This is a genomic window from Vibrio sp. Vb339 (assembly GCF_902751245.1).
GTDB lineage: Bacteria > Pseudomonadota > Gammaproteobacteria > Enterobacterales > Vibrionaceae > Vibrio > Vibrio coralliirubri.
In genome coordinates this window covers 525,880-541,116 of the sequence record NZ_CADDIS010000002.1, presented here as the reverse complement: position 1 = coordinate 541,116, position 15,237 = coordinate 525,880, and the positions used below count along the sequence as shown (strand labels likewise).

General features: G+C 41.7%; 17 protein-coding genes. 14 read left to right on the top strand and 3 right to left on the bottom strand.

The genetic code is table 11. The annotated features are described in order from the left end of the window. Nucleotides 1–196 precede the first annotated feature (196 nt). The 12 genes from HRQ85_RS11210 (at nt 197) to HRQ85_RS11155 (ending at nt 10,702) form a co-directional block, all read left to right on the top strand. Nucleotides 197–1,699, top strand: coding sequence for a reverse transcriptase domain-containing protein (locus HRQ85_RS11210; RefSeq protein WP_172379633.1), 1,503 nt, complete (start codon nt 197–199; stop codon nt 1,697–1,699). A 254-nt stretch (nt 1,700–1,953) separates the two neighbouring features. Next, the gene (locus HRQ85_RS11205) at nt 1,954–2,844 is read left to right on the top strand and encodes a hypothetical protein (protein ID WP_172379632.1); all 891 of its coding nucleotides are present in this window, start codon (nt 1,954–1,956) and stop codon (nt 2,842–2,844) included. A 402-nt stretch (nt 2,845–3,246) separates the two neighbouring features. Then, a complete protein-coding gene (locus HRQ85_RS11200) occupies nt 3,247–4,665 on the top strand; it encodes an SLC13 family permease (protein WP_172379631.1) in 1,419 nt (472 codons plus the stop codon). A 6-nt stretch (nt 4,666–4,671) separates the two neighbouring features. Then, on the top strand, nt 4,672–6,027 hold the full coding sequence (locus tag HRQ85_RS11195; protein WP_172379630.1) for an ATP-binding protein: 1,356 nt from the start codon (nt 4,672–4,674) through the stop codon (nt 6,025–6,027). Beyond that, nucleotides 6,014–6,487: a response regulator gene (locus HRQ85_RS11190; protein WP_017070648.1), complete on the top strand. Its 474-nt coding sequence runs from the start codon at nt 6,014–6,016 to the stop codon at nt 6,485–6,487. The genes HRQ85_RS11195 and HRQ85_RS11190 overlap by 14 nt, the downstream gene beginning before the upstream one ends. A 456-nt stretch (nt 6,488–6,943) precedes the next feature. Further along, nucleotides 6,944–7,444 (top strand): opioid growth factor receptor-related protein, encoded by a 501-nt coding sequence (locus tag HRQ85_RS11185; protein WP_172379629.1) that lies wholly within the window; start codon nt 6,944–6,946, stop codon nt 7,442–7,444. Between the two features lie 200 nt (nt 7,445–7,644). Continuing rightward, complete coding sequence (locus HRQ85_RS11180; RefSeq protein ID WP_172379628.1) at nt 7,645–8,085, top strand: hypothetical protein; 441 nt, start codon at nt 7,645–7,647, stop codon at nt 8,083–8,085. A 61-nt stretch (nt 8,086–8,146) separates the two neighbouring features. Next, a complete protein-coding gene (locus tag HRQ85_RS11175; protein WP_172379627.1) occupies nt 8,147–8,647 on the top strand; it encodes a hypothetical protein in 501 nt (166 codons plus the stop codon). Between the two features lie 69 nt (nt 8,648–8,716). Then, nucleotides 8,717–9,166 carry a GNAT family N-acetyltransferase gene (locus tag HRQ85_RS11170; protein ID WP_172379626.1) on the top strand — a complete coding sequence of 150 codons (450 nt, stop codon included), beginning with the start codon at nt 8,717–8,719 and terminating at the stop codon, nt 9,164–9,166. Further along, nucleotides 9,159–9,551, top strand: coding sequence for a hypothetical protein (locus HRQ85_RS11165; RefSeq protein WP_172379625.1), 393 nt, complete (start codon nt 9,159–9,161; stop codon nt 9,549–9,551). Before HRQ85_RS11170 ends, HRQ85_RS11165 begins: the two co-directional genes overlap by 8 nt. A gap of 89 nt (nt 9,552–9,640) precedes the next feature. Beyond that, nucleotides 9,641–10,192, top strand: coding sequence for a class IV adenylate cyclase (gene cyaB / locus HRQ85_RS11160; RefSeq protein WP_172379624.1), 552 nt, complete (start codon nt 9,641–9,643; stop codon nt 10,190–10,192). A gap of 27 nt (nt 10,193–10,219) precedes the next feature. Next, a complete protein-coding gene (locus HRQ85_RS11155) occupies nt 10,220–10,702 on the top strand; it encodes a tetratricopeptide repeat protein (protein WP_050644720.1) in 483 nt (160 codons plus the stop codon). A 33-nt stretch (nt 10,703–10,735) separates the two neighbouring features. Here HRQ85_RS11155 and HRQ85_RS11150 read toward each other — a convergent pair whose 3' ends face one another. Then, entirely contained in the window at nt 10,736–11,182 is a 447-nt protein-coding gene (locus tag HRQ85_RS11150; protein WP_172379623.1) for a hypothetical protein, read from the bottom strand. 84 nt (nt 11,183–11,266) lie between these two features. On the opposite strand from HRQ85_RS11150, the gene HRQ85_RS11145 reads away from it, so the two are divergent. Further along, complete coding sequence (locus HRQ85_RS11145) at nt 11,267–11,704, top strand: MarR family winged helix-turn-helix transcriptional regulator (RefSeq protein ID WP_048606983.1); 438 nt, start codon at nt 11,267–11,269, stop codon at nt 11,702–11,704. A 102-nt stretch (nt 11,705–11,806) separates the two neighbouring features. On the opposite strand, the gene HRQ85_RS11140 is transcribed toward HRQ85_RS11145, so the two are convergent. Continuing rightward, complete coding sequence (locus tag HRQ85_RS11140) at nt 11,807–12,835, bottom strand: methionine synthase (protein WP_172379622.1); 1,029 nt, start codon at nt 12,833–12,835, stop codon at nt 11,807–11,809. A 45-nt stretch (nt 12,836–12,880) separates the two neighbouring features. Continuing rightward, nucleotides 12,881–13,858, bottom strand: a complete 978-nt coding sequence (locus HRQ85_RS11135) for a DUF1852 domain-containing protein (protein WP_050653353.1) — start codon at nt 13,856–13,858, stop codon at nt 12,881–12,883. Between the two features lie 343 nt (nt 13,859–14,201). On the opposite strand from HRQ85_RS11135, the gene HRQ85_RS11130 reads away from it, so the two are divergent. Beyond that, nucleotides 14,202–15,011: a sulfite exporter TauE/SafE family protein gene (locus HRQ85_RS11130; protein WP_029235341.1), complete on the top strand. Its 810-nt coding sequence runs from the start codon at nt 14,202–14,204 to the stop codon at nt 15,009–15,011. Nucleotides 15,012–15,237 lie beyond the last annotated feature (226 nt).

Sequence of the window (15,237 nt, the reverse complement as noted above, 5' to 3'; positions counted from 1 at the left end):
TTAGTTTAATACTCACATGCCTATAGAGGCGAGCGGACACCCTTATTACTCAAAGATTCCTTTTATATTCGTGGATGACAGAGCCGGTCCTTTAGGAGATAAAACATCTTTCTAAAGTATGTAGTGACTATCTTTTACGTAGGTTGTGTCCGTGAAATTAACCCAGCGAAAGCTGGGTTTTTTTTAGGAGAAAAGAGTGGATTTACATGAAAAAATTACGTGGTATATAGAAAACGAAGCTGAAAAATTGGCTCTTCGACACCACGCATACCATAATGCTTTACATGTTGAGAACGAGAGGAAATTAAAGCGCTCTTCTGCACCAACAAACTTAAAAACAGTAGTAAAACCTCCCCATTGGTCTAACGATAGAAAGTTTGACCCGTTTTATGTAAAAAAGCACGCGAAGACAATTTCACATTCGATAGCAAGAAAGATTGAAGCTCAGACCTATGAACCTTTCCCTCCTGCGACTAATAATGTAGCAAAATCTTCGGGTGGTTACCGTGAAGTAGCAATGTATCAAATCCCTGATGCAGCTATATCTACATTTTTTTATCACCGCCTGCTTAAAAAGAACAAACATCGATTTAGTTCATTTTCGTATGCTTATCGTGATGATCGTAACGTTCACTTTGCTATTCAAGATATAGCCGTTGAATTGTCTCAAAATGCTAGGCTCTTTGTCGCAGAGTTTGATTTTTCAAAGTTTTTTGACACGATCTCACACCAATATCTTTTTGAGCAGTTTGACCAAAATGGTTTTTTTATAAGTAACGAAGAGCGATCTGTAATTAAGGCCTTTTTGAAAGGGCGTGATAAAGGCATACCTCAAGGAACATCAATTTCTCTATTCTTAGCAAATTTAGCCTGTTGGAAACTTGATAAACAATTAGAGAAAGAGGGCCTACAATTTGCTCGGTATGCTGATGATACAATTATATGGTCACAAGACTATACTAAGATAACAAAAGCTTTAGATATTATGAGTGCGTTCTCAAGAGAAGTCGGTGTTGCGCTTAATGCTGATAAATCTGAGGGTATTAGTATTTTGTCAACAGATGCAAAGAAATCTGAATTTTTAAAATCAAAAGAAAATATTGAGTTCTTAGGTTATTCAATTTCTATTGACAAGGTATCAATAAAGAAGTCATCTGTAATTAAAATAAAGCGTGAAATTTCTTATATTTTGTATAAGCATTTAATACAACCACTGAAATCTTCGCCTTTGAAAGCATTAAAAATTCCCGCGAATAATGAGGATGAAGCTCTGCTGAGTGCTATTTGCGAAATTCGAAGGTATATGTACGGGAACTTGTCAGAAGATATGCTTTCAGCATACTTAAATGGACGAAGCAATCGTATATTTTTTAAAGGTATAATGAGTTTTTATCCCCTGATTAACGATGAAGAGCAAATGAAATCATTGGACGGTTGGCTTGTGAATGCAATATTTAAAGCTATTCGTCAACGTTCTTCTCTATTAGCGTTCCATCACCAACCTCGAAATCATATTTTTCCATTTAATGTTTCAAGGAAAGAGCTCTTAAAGGGGTGTAATAGAACACGTATTCATGGAATGAAGTTATTAAAGTATCCAAGTTTTCTTACTATATACCATGCAATGAGAAAAGGGCTAATAGAAGTTGGTATTGCAGGTGTTACTGGTTCGAAATCTAATACGTATAATTACTTTTAGTTATTATGGTTCACTTAAAGGAAAATAAGAAGATAGCCAACGTATGGATTATTTAGTTTTATAATATTAATTAATATCAAGAGTTTTATTAAATTTAATTATAAATTCAAAGCGGCGACCTTTTATTGTCGCCACTCTTACTCAGAATCCAGTGCATATGGTAAATATGTCGGTGTAGACCGTTCGATTTGCTTCTCAAAGATGCTAGTCATATAACAATCAAATCTATTCGGTCTTATTTTCAAGGAGGAAACATGACAAGCGACCAACTATTAGAAAAGGCACTTTATAGCAGTGCTAGCATCCATCAACCTCATTCTTTAAAAGCTTATTTGGCTGCGAATTATCTGAATGCTTATTTCGTTAAATCAGACAATGTCTGGCTTAAAACGAGTGAGCTGATAAACCAAACTGAGATTGAAGCTTTAGGCGAGTACTCTGCAATGCTACAAGCGCCAAAGTTTACGGATTTTCGTATTCATAGGATATTGGATAATGGGGTATACCCAGCGTCGTATGCTGCTTTAATGCAGTGGCATGAGAATAAGGGCTTTCAAGATATCTTCTCGCATTACGTTTCACAGGCTTCTCAAACCAGTGAATATCTTTCCCACAATGTGACTATCTTATTGGCGCTGAATCGTGTTTACAGTGAGTTAGAGCCGTTTCAAGTTCCTGCATTTCTTAACCGCTTCACTGAATTTGTTACATCGACCCGTTCTGATGGCGACCGAAACACCGAAACAAGCGAATTCGTAGAGCTCAATAGCGTATTACAAGCATGCTTCAAACAATTTGGTTTCTTTGGGCATAACCTCATTACACTTACGTGGATACTGCGTTGTAAGGAAGAGGTGTCGAAAGAGCAATATGACGCAATGCTTTCTAATCTTTATCGACAGGCCAATAGCCCTTTGGAAGATCCAGACGATGAGATTGATCAAGCTATCTTTGCGCAGTGTAAAAGCTCAGATAATTCAGATGAGCTCTATGACAATATCCACCGATTGGTTTTTGGCTATACATTGAACCTGCACCAGATAACGCTAGCGGATGCATTGTGCTTTCTTCACGAACGATTCCCTGAACATACATCGGAGCTAAAGCACATTGCCGAGTATCAGTGTTGTTTGTTAGAACAGTAAATCTAGAGATAGAGCCACCCGTTTTGTGGGGTTCTTAGTCGATACGACAAGTTTCAGGCATACCTAACCCAGTGAGCTTGTTCTACGTTTTTATCAGAGGTGGCCCTCAATTTATAGACATGACTTTAAGTGACGGATCTGTTCTGACAGTACCTAGAATAACTGGAACGGAGTATGACTAGAAACGTAGAAACCACTCTCCTGAATTTAATTTCAACAATAAATGACATACAAACATTGAGGTAGCGCACAGAAACGAAACTGGGGGTATCGCGATCACGTAATCATTGATCTAGCCGATAGTGAGATAGCGATAAGAGCTCGATAATTCGTTGTCGGATCTAAATTAGAGCTGTAAATCTAATTTCTAAGTAGTTGTTATCTCAGGAAGAGTTTTGTGCTATGCGCCCCTATATTAAATACATTATCCCTATTTTAATTCCTTTTATTATCCTCGTAATGCCGCTATCAGCGTTTCCATTTGAAGGCCTTACGATTATTCAACAACGCGTTATCGCGATCTTTTTATTAGCGGCATTGTGCTGGGTGTTCGAGCCTATCCCGATTTACGCGACGTCTGTTGTTATTATCGTTCTGCAATTATTGATGTTGTCGGATAAAGGGCTGATCTTTCTAAGGTTTGATCATGGGGAAGAACATTTCGGTGAGTTGTTAAAATACAGCGACATCATGGCGACGTTCGCCAGTCCAATCATCATGCTGTTTTTAGGTGGTTTCTTCTTAGCGATGGCTGCCACTAAATATCGATTAGACGTAAACTTAGCGCGCGTGTTGTTGAAGCCATTTGGGCAAGACCCAAAGTTTGTGATGCTCGGCTTAATGTTGATCACTGGTATCTTTTCGATGTTTATGTCTAACACGGCAACAACGGCAATGATGCTCTCTATTTTAACGTCGGTACTGGCTGTGTTTGGTCCGAAAGACCCCGGTCGTGTAGCGTTTGCGCTTTGTATCCCTGTTGCCGCTAACATCGGTGGCATTGGTACCCCGATCGGTACCCCTCCGAATGCCATCGCACTAAAATATTTAGTTGGCGATAACCTCATTACGTTCGGCGAATGGATGGCATTTGGTGTGCCGTTTGTCGTTATTATGATGGCGTTAGCGTGGTTTTTAATCGGCTTTATGTACAAAGCTGACCAAAAGAAAATCGAACTAAGTATTAAAGGTAAATTCCTTAAAACACCAAAAGCCATTGCGGTGTACGTCACTTTTGCGCTCACCATCATTCTTTGGTTAATGGGTTCAAGCCATGGCATGAACTCTTATACCGTCGCTCTGATTCCTGTTGCTGTGTTCTCTCTTACTGGGATCATCAATAAAGAAGACCTGAAGAAAATTTCTTGGGACGTATTGTGGCTTGTATCAGGTGGTATTGCGCTTGGTTTAGCACTCGATAAAACTGGCTTAGCAAAGCTGGTGGTCCACAGTATTCCGTTCGATGCTTACTCACCCTATGTGGTGTTGTTCGGAGCGGCGTTCTTGTGTTTGCTAATGGCAAACTTTATGTCTCATACCGCAACGGCCAACTTGTTAATGCCAATTATGGCTGCATTAGGTTCGTCTATGGCTTCACTCACGCCACTAGGCGGTGAGATAACGTTAATTCTGGTTGTGACCTTTGCCGCTTCATTAGGTATGTCGCTGCCAATCAGTACACCACCGAATGCGTTGGCTCATGCCACTGGTCATGTGCAAAGTAATCAAATGGCCAGAATCGGTATTATTTTGGGTGTGGTTGGTGTGCTACTGAGTTTTGTTATGGTGTGGCTGCTACATTCAATTGGTCACATAGGATAACGATACGTGTATCAACATAAGTTAGAAGCACTTATCGAGCGCTATTTTAACCAAACAGAACGTCGGGTGACGTGCCGTGCCGGTAACACCATTATTGAACAATCAGCGTTAAACACACGTTTATATTATGTGTTTAGTGGAGAACTGGAAGGGTTTTATACCGATGCGAATACACCGCAAGTGCGAGTATTTAGCGCGGGTAGTGGGGCTTTTATAGGCGTTCATAGCTTCTTTTCAGGTAATTGGACAGCATCTTCAACGGTTGTTGCTAAAACCGATGTTGAGTTAGCGTGGATCGATAAAGACACGCCTGCAGAAGATGAACGTAAATTTGGTCCTCTTACTGCACAGTTCACACCTGTGATTGTCAACGAGTTGTCGCGTCGTCAACGCCGTGCAACACAAGAAGCAATAGCGAAACAAAAAGCGCTAGAGAAGTTACATACTGCTGAGCAAATGACGACCTTGGGTCAATTAGCTGCAGGGATTGCTCATGAGCTTAACAACGCTATTGGTGTCGTAAATAGTAAATCTGGTCGACTTGAAACGGTCATCATGGATCTGCTTGAAGAAGTGCATCCAGAAGCCAGTCAATTTTTCGATTTTGGGTTAATGCATGGTCAGAAAACGTCGTCGTTAGAAGCACGAACACGTGGGCGACAATTTGAAAGAAAGTATGGTTTAGACAAAAACACTGCTCGCTCTCTTGCAAAGGCGATTCCAATTGACGCGTTATCTGCAACAGACGCTATTTCAAAGCACTGGCTGAAAAACCCAGAAGAAGCGATTCGTTTTTGGCAAATGGGCTGTGATTTACATGATTTACGTTTGGCATCTAGACACACCGTCGGCATCGTAAAATCGGTTAAACAACTTGGCAGAACTGATATCGACACGGAAGAAGCAGTTGATATTAACGACTCCATTAACCATGCCTTATCGTTGTTACAAAGTGAGTTGCGTAGAGTGTCTGTGCGATTGAGCCCTGCGGATTTACCGTGTTTTAAAGGCTCGAAAACAGAGCTCGTTCAGATTTGGGTCAACATTGTAAAGAATGCTTGTGATGCAATGTCGAATTCAGACGATGCCACAATAGAAATTCAAACCAGATTAAGTAAGAAACGAATATTAGTTACGATCACGAATAACGGCCCTGAGATAGATGAGGCGACTCGTAGAAAGATATTTCAGCCCAACTTCACCACTAAAAAAGGTGGTCTATCGTTTGGGTTGGGATTGGGTTTATCAGTAGTTAAGCGGATTGTGGCAGGTTATGGCGGAAGTATCATTGTGAAAAGTGATGCTTCTAAAACTGTATTTAGAATCAAGTTACCAATAGAGGGTGAACATGGAGAAGCTTAATTTAATCTGTGTCGATGACCAGAGAGAAGTACTGAGCGCAGTGATACAAGATTTAGAGCCGCTGGCGAGTTGGCTGAATATTGAAGATTGTGAATCAGCGCAAGAAGTGCTTGATCTCATTGATGAACTTGACGCAGAAGGCGAACACATTACCGTCATCGTGTCTGATCATGTGATGCCAGGGAAAACGGGTGTGGAGTTACTCACTGAAGTGTTCCATGACAGCCGCTTTCCGAATACAAAGAAAATTCTTCTTACGGGGCAGGCCACTCATACTGATACCATCAATGCGATTAATGCAGCAGGTATCGACCGTTACTTTGAAAAGCCTTGGCAAGCAAGCACATTGGTTGAGTGCATTCGTACTCTTGTCACTGAGTACATATTTGATCAAGGACTTGATTACACGGACTATCAGAATGAGCTTGACCAACAGGTTGTGTTGAGACGCTTACGCTAGTTTCTTATGTTAGCGACTTACATTAGTCACTAGTGTAAGTCGCTTGAAATTGTATGCACCGAAGGACGCTTTCTGAAGGGTTTTTTCTTTGAAAGATGTAATCTTTCGGTGCGTATATTACCTATCTCTCTTAGTCGTTTAGGTTTTAGTACTCAGTTATTAACACACTGGTTGCTGGCTAAAGTCTAAAACTCATACGCTACGCCAACGGGTGCATTGTGTTTTCTTCACGAACGATTCCCTGAACATGCAGCAGAGCTAAAATGTGTCGCAGAATATCAGTGTCGTTTGTTAGAAAAGTAAGTCGAAAGTATTCAAATGTGATTCCTAACGCGTGGTATTTGGAGTTCTAAGTCAGATCGGTACTTACAACGTAAAGGACTAGGCTTTTCACGGCTGACTGCGTAATAATGCATTCGCCCACAAGTGGGGGTTTATAGTCAGTAGGATTTGAAAATGAGTGAGATTGCTCGCTTTATATCTGGTGAAGCGCCGGATAAGTTTGGTCGTAATATTGAACAATTGTTAGCTTATAATCACTTTTGGTTGGAGCATGACCATAAGTACATTCAAGTATTTTTCCCAATAGATGAGGGGACTAAGTTTAATCAACATGCACCGTTGGTTACTCAAGAAGACAGGGTGATTTTTGCTGACTCAGAAGCACTTCGCGCTGCTCATCTACAAGTACTTGACCTGATGCTTGAGTTTTGGGGTATGCAGCGCAACGGGAGTGTAATATCGTCATCGTTGCCACTTAGCCCGGCGAATCACGTATGGCTTAAAAATCATGACCATAACCAATTGAGGCTAACGCGAGCGATTCGCAGTTTATACTTGTTAGGTAATGAAGAGGTCGCAACTCGCTTATGTGAGTTTCTAGTATCAGCGGCGAGCGAGACAGGCTCGGTGTCGGAGAAAACCGTTCAGTATTGGCGCAATGCCTTGGAAGGTTAGGGCTTCTCTGTGCAGAGCTTTCGGCACTGCCCATAATTGATTCTCAATGCGCGGCATTTTCGTACGATGTCGCTTTCTCTATATTCAACATTTGAATGCAATTTGTGGAATATATCAAAATTAATTAAATTGATATTAAGTTATTACTTTTCATTATGTTAGGGTTCTTTTCTTAAGGTCAGCGGATTAGGAAGAGGATAATGAAAAAAGGATTTGTGATAGCGATATCAATCAGCTTTGTTGTCTTCTTCCTCGTTGGTCGTGAGCTCCAGTGGTTCGGGTCCAGTAATTCCGAGTCGTTTCCTAAACTTCCTGATAGTCCCCAATTTGTTCCCTCTACCGATTTCGACGGTGAGTGGCTAGGCCGCCGTATTAACACCACTGGCAATAATATGTGTGAACGCACAACCATCACCGGAACTATTCGTGAGGGTAAGGCTACTCTAAGGCTTACCTACAATGGAACACCGTTAGAGGGTTGGGTTACGGAAAGCGGCGACTTACGTTTATATGCTAAACATCGCCAATGGGATTATCGTTTTTCCGCACATGGCAGTGGCAATAGATTTGATGGCCGATGGCACTTAACCAATGGACCGTGCCAAGGAAGTTGGTTTATAGAAAAGGTCGATGGCAAGTAGAGCTGTTACTACAAGACGCCGTTTAAAATTGACCAGCATAAGGTTCTTTTAGGAGAGATAAGTGATCAGATTAATCGCCGTGTTCATTGTGGCTTTCGGGCTAGGCGCATATGCGAGCTTACATGTTTTGACAGACTATGTTGTGAGCATTAAAGACAGTCATAAAGCTGCGGTACGGCAAGGTTTTGAAACCTATAAATATGCCAATACAAAAGACCTTGCCCCATTAATTAAAACATCGAACTTGTTAGCTCGTTATAGTGCTTGTGAATTAGAGGGAGATGAAGGCGATGCGATTGCATTAACCCTGTCTGTTAACGCTATTTCCTTTGGGATGTTATCGAAGCAAGCGTCTGACCTCGATCAAGACACCTTTAGGACTGGTTTGATGATGTACGGAAAACTCAAAGACAACGAGAAAGCGTCTGCTCAGTTAACTGAAATACTTACTTCGTACTGTAAAGATAGTCTTCGCTATCTATACGACTGTGAAAAACTTTCTAATTTGTTAGGCGAAGAATGGGATACACAATGGGAGGAAGTGAAACCAGAATGTACCTAAAAGTGATTCAACATATGCGGCATTTTTCTATGCCGTATTCAGATGTGATTTGAAAACAAAGGACACAATATGGAAGTAAGGTTGGTCAAAGGTTCAGATCCTAAGTTCGCTGAATCGATCACCAAAACGAATATGGCGAGTTACTACGATGCGCTTGGCATCGCTTGGGGTCATAGCCAGTTTTTACGGAGCTGGGATGAGCTGGATAACTATGAAATTTATGTGGAGGATAGCCGTATTGGTGTTGTTCGCTTCAGTTACGCTAGTGGTACAACGTTTCTTAGGGACTTGCAGATATTAGCTGACTATCAAGGTCGAGGTTTTGGCTCTAAGTGTCTCGATTTGGCTATTGAACATGCGAACAATCAAGCATCAACTCAGTTAGTGCTACGTGTGTTCAGTGAGAATCCCGCGATTAAGCTTTATCAATCAAAAGGTTTTACTCAGTTGTCTGAAGTGAAAGGGCTCGTTGAAATGGAGCTGCTTTTAGGATCATCATTGAGAGGGTGTCATGGATAACCGTATCCAATTAAATTTTGTTAAATACTTATTTTCAGAGTTACTGTTTATTGTTATTGCACTAGGTATTGTCTATTGGATATCAGACGGTGATCGTTCATCGCTGCTAACCATAGGGCTGATAATTTATGTTCCTCCATTAATAAAAATTCTAATGTTGTGGTGGAAGCTTCGCGATAGCTCATTTGAAATCACGAACGGTCATGTACGTTTAAATGGCGTTGCTTGTGATGTGACTTTACAGCGTAGCTTTCTTCCGTTTGAAATTGGCTCATTCATCAAGCTTTCATACACGAAAGGCGCAATGCAGAAGCACAATATTTACCTTTCTAAAGGCGCTATGAGCCGAGAAGAATGGCAGCGTGTATTAGCGTGTCGAACATAGTTCCACTGCTTTAGTTTGTGTTGTGCGTCAGTTTGTATTTCGGATGCGGTTCGTGTGCTAGTATCGCCTTTTTTGCACCGAGCTATCTTATGACCAACGACCATTTCAAAGGCAAATATGAGGTTGAGCTGAAGTATCGACTTAGCTCTAAGTCTGAGTTCTTGAAAACTTTGAACCTAATTCCTCATGAAGTAATGCTGCAAGACAATCAGGAATGTGATTGGTATTTCGATAGCCCTGATAGAAGCTTACAGGCTCAGAACAAAAGCTTGTGTATTCGTACCATGGAGCCGTCGGGCATCAAATTATGGATCGTAAAAGGCCCAGAGTCTGATCGATGTGAAGCGACAAACATCACCGATGCTTCGAATGCGAAGAGTATGCTTGAAAACTTGGGTTACGAAGTGATTCTAAAAGCGCAGAAAACTCGCAGTATTTACTTTGTTGGAGAGTTCCATATCACGGTTGATTCTCTTGCGGGTATCGGTGATTTTGCTGAATTTGCAATCATGACGGACGATGAATCTAAGTTGTCTGTGTATAAAAGTGAGCTTGAGTTGTTAGCCAATAAATTCGGGCTGACTCAATCGGCACTGCAAACTCAGTCTTACAAACAGATGTTCGAAGAAATGAACGCATAGCACAGCGCTTAAGCGACAGGGAGAGTTATGGACACCATTATCAAACAAGCTATCGAATTGCGAAAAGAAGAAAAGTATCAAGAGTCGCGTGACTTACTGGCAACGCTACTCACTGATGAAAACTATGCGGCGAAAGCTCATTTACAGATTGCGTGGTCTTACGACAACCAAGGCAAAGAGCAACAGGCGATTGAGCACTATGTATTGTCTCTGTCTGGCGTGCTTTCTTCAGTAGAGCGTTTTGATGCGTTGTTCGGCTTGGCGAGTACTTATCGAAGCCTTGGCCTTTATGCAGAGGCTTTAGGCTATTTCGAACAGACGATGGCTGAGTATCCTGAATCGATAGAAGTGAAACCTTTCTACGCAATGTGTTTGTACAATTTAGGTCGCCATAAAGAGGCGACATCGCTGTTACTTGAGCTTTTAGTTTCCACGACGAATAGCGAAGCGATCAAAGAGTACCAACGAGCGATCTCTTTGTATGCTAAAGACCTAGATAAAACCTGGTAACAGCCACGTATAGTTTGCTTAAAGACAATGAGCTTAGCCTTGTTTCGCCTTTTTAGGACGAAACTTTCTGCCGTCCATAATATTCAAAGACATCAGTGTTAGGTTGGTCGCGCCAGCTATCAGTTCTAAAACCTGAACACCATAAAACACAGAGTCGAACTCTCCTAAATTTGCCCACTGATTCAAAAAGTACGCGGCCGGAATCAAAATAACGATCCCGTTGAGCGCGATAATTGGCATGCGTCTACTCTTGCGCTCAACTATTTTTCCTTTACGTTGTTTTGCCATAGATGCACCGGTCGCACCAGTGATAGCAATGGCAGGGACAAGAATAAACAAGCCCGGAAAAACGATCATCGATTTGACTAGCTTCACTGATTCCAAAGTGCCAAACAGTTCTACAAGTAATGTGCTGGTAAAGAATGTCGCGATACACAGTGTTGCTGTTAATGCTGCTGTTTTGTGGATTATTGGTTTCATATCATTCTCGCTGTCAATTTGGTAATATGTTGTCAATTTGGTTTAAGTCTAATTTAATGACAGCATGTTGTCAAAGTGGGTGTTATGGATACGAATGGAGAAGTTTTTACAAAGATCGCACTAGAGATCTTTAAGGTCAGTGGTCTATTGAATGCTGAGGGTGATAAATTAACCGAAGAATTAGGGTTAAGCAGTGCCAGATGGAAGGTGATGGGGGCGATCGAAAAGTCCGATGATCTGGTCACGGTTTCTCAAATTGCTCGTATTATGGGGCAAAGCAGACAAGCGACTCAGCGTGTTACAGATATTATGGTGAAAGATGGATTACTAACTTGGCTTGATAACCCGAATCACAAAAAAGCAAAGTTGGTTAACATGACTGAAAAGGGTAAAGAAGCGTATTCGCTATTAGATAAAAAACAGGAAGTATGGGCTGAAAGTGGCGCTGAAGGCATTGAAAGAGACGAGCTTGATAAGGCGCTAATCACTTTGAAGAAGATGGCTACCTTCTTAGATAGATAAAGGTTAGATAAATAGAGAGTGGAAGTTGAGAAGAGTACGGAAGCCTAAGCATCGATGTGATACTTAGGCTTCAGGGGATAGCTTTTGTTCTTTAGGAAAGCGTTACGCTGAAAGCTCTTTACGAACGATCTCTGCGCCAGCACTGAGCGCATTAAGCTTCGCTGAGGCAATTTCGCGAGGTAGGGGAGCCATACCGCAGTTGGTGCAAGGATAGAGCTTGTCTGCATCAACGTACTTAAGTGTTTCTCTAAGAGTGCTAGCCACTTCTTCCGGTGTTTCAATCGAATTGGTTGCCACATCAATCGCACCAACCATCACTTTCTTGCCTCGCACCAGTTCAAGTAGCTCAAGAGGTACATGAGAGTTGTGACACTCTAAAGAGATAATATCGATATTCGATTGCTGCAGCTTAGGAAATACTTCTTCGTATTGACGCCACTCGGTGCCTAGTGTCTTTTTCCAATCCGTATTCGCTTTGATGCCGTAGCCATAGCAAATATGTACTGCGGTTTCGCATTTAAGCCCTTCAATGGCTCTTTCCAAACAAGCGATGCCCCAATCGTTCACTTCATCAAAGAACACATTAAATGCGGGTTCATCGAACTGAATAATATCCACGCCTGCCGCTTCAAGTTCTTTGGCTTCTTCGTTGAGGATCTTCGCAAACTCCCACGCCAGTTTTTCACGGCTTTGGTAATGCGCATCGTAAAGCGTATCTATCATCGTCATAGGCCCCGGCAGAGCCCATTTAATCGGTTGATCCGTTTGCTGACGTAAGAACTTTGCATCTTCGACAAATACGGATTTTTGGCGAGAAACAGGGCCAACCACTGTAGGCACACTGGCATCGTAACGGTCGCGAATTTTAACGGTTTCACGCTTTTCAAAATCAACGCCATTCAGATGTTCAATGAAGGTCGTTACAAAGTGCTGACGTGTTTGTTCGCCGTCACTCACAATATCAATGCCTGCTTGCTGCTGCTCGTGCAGAGAGACACGCAGCGCATCTTGTTTGCCGTCTGTGAGTTCATCGCCTTGAAGTTTCCATGGTGACCAAAGCGTCTCTGGTTGTGCAAGCCAAGACGGTTTCGGCAAGCTGCCCGCTGTTGAAGTCGGTAATAGTGTTTTCATAATAATACTGCCTATCCTTGGGTGGTTTGAAAGCGCAATAGACGATTAAAGTGCGTAATTTGCCGACCAGTTCTCTAGAACTGATTGGTATGGCTTAATGAACTTCTCTTCTGCGAATTTACCTTGTTCAACCGCTAGCTGGCTTCGCTCTTCACGGTCATACACGATTTGAGTCAGCGAGTGATCCAAGTTTTTCAAGTTTGGTTGGTAACAGTTACCCGCAACCGCGTTCGCGTTGTAAATCTCAGGACGGTAGATTTTCTGGAAAGTACCCATGGTACTGATGGTGCTGATAAGCTCTAGGTTAGAGTAATCGTTCAGCAGATCACCAAAGAAATAGAAAGCCAGAGGAGCAACACTGTTTGGCGGCATGAAATAACGAACCTGTAATCCCATCTTCTTGAAATATTGTTCAGTTAAAGAAGACTCATTCGGTTGGTATTCAAAACCTAATACAGGGTGTTGGTTTTCAGTGCGGTAATAGGTTTTATTATCTGACACGCTTAAGCAAATAACAGGTGGTTTATTAAAGTTCTTTTTGTAAGCGTCAGAGTTAACGAAATATTTAAAAAGCTTACCGTGTAAGTCACCAAAATCTTCTGGAATGCTGAATTTATCTTGGCCTTTATTATGATCCAATAGACGTACGCTAAAGTCATAATCTCGAACATAAGAAGAGAAGTTATTTCCGATAATGCCTTCAATACGCTCGTTAGTTTTACGGTCTACAATATTGGTTTTCAGCACTTCAATTGAAGGGAATGCTTCGCCGTTGCTTTCAATATCCATATCAACAGAAATGATTTCAAGCTCAACAGAGTAGCGGTCGCCCTTCGGATTGTCCCAGTGTGCTAACGCATTGAAACTGTTGTCTATCATTTGTAGTGCATTACGTAAGTTCGCTTGACGGCTGTCACCGCGAGCCAGGTTAGCAAAGTTGGTTGTGATACGCGTGCTGTCTGCAGGCTGGTAGTTTTCGTCGAGGCTAACGCTCTTAATCGTAAAATTAAATTCTTTATTCATGCTGATTTGGTATCCCAATTTGTTTTCTGATTCTCTCGGTCTTTAGTATTAAAACGGCTTTTATTTTTTGCTTGTGACCGGATTAAGAATCGAAGGCTATGCTGTCTGAAATTAATGCTTAGTAGAATTAATGTCGTATAAAGTTAATCGCTTAAGGTTTTTATACGTGGATAGGTTGACCATTAACAATGGTATTACTTCACATTCAACATGAGGAATATTCATGATCTATTCTGTTTGAATATTTAAGTCGGTGTCAGTTATATTAATTAGCTTGATGAAAATATAACCACATTAATAATGTGTTATTTAAGACGATTAATTTAATTAAGAGATGGATGAAATGAGTGAATTGCTGTTGTTGATTTTCTACTGTGCGTTACTGGGCAGTGGTGTTGGGTTTCTAGCCGGTTTGTTAGGTATTGGCGGAGGGCTGATCATTGTTCCCGTGTTAAGCAGCATTTTACTTTATTTAGAAGTTCTTCCGTCCGACCAAGTGGTTGTCGCGGCGATCGCTACCTCGTTGGCATCGATTCTGTTCACCTCTACGTCTTCTGCACTTGCTCACCACAAGAATGGCAATGTGCCTTGGGATTTGGCACCTTGGATCATGCTCGGTGTTGCTCTGGGAGCTCTGGTTAGTGGTTTTATGGCGGCGTTGTTACCGGAAAAGGTCGTTCGTATCGTGTTTGCCGTGAGTGTGGTTCTTATTGCGATCAAGATGTTCTTAAGCAGCAAAAATGATGCGCCTAAGGAACGAAAACTGCCGAACAAAGGCGTGCTCACTGTGTTGACAACCATTACGGGTGGCTTGTCTGCCATGATAGGGATTGGTGGCGGTGCATTGCTGGTTCCGCTATTAACGTTCTTCTCTGTCGATATGAAAAAGGCGATTGGCTGCGCGTCGGCTTGTGGCATTGTGATCGCGTTGTTTGGCTCGATAGGTTACATCAGTTCAGGCAGCAGCCATTTTGCTCTATCAGACGGTTTTGCTGGGTTTGTTTATCTGCCTGCGCTGCTGGGTATCGTGTGCACTTCTTGGTTTACGGCTCCGTTGGGCGCAAAAGCTACCAACCATTTACCGGTTCCAACGATTAAGAAAATCTTCTCAGTATTGCTGGTGGTTATCGCAGCAAGCATGGTTGCTCGTTAATTACAGATCGTTCAAGTGTGAATATATAGAACAAAAACGAATAAATTGATCCACCACCAATAATTAGAAAAGGGCAGTTTCATAACTGCTCTTTTTTTGTTTATCGGTCTATGCTTATACAGCTATATACCTGAGTATATTGATAAAACCGTTTAGTTATGAACAGTTCACTGCTATAGCTAAATGTATCTTGTTTGATTCAACGGAATGCTATCAATGAGTGGTT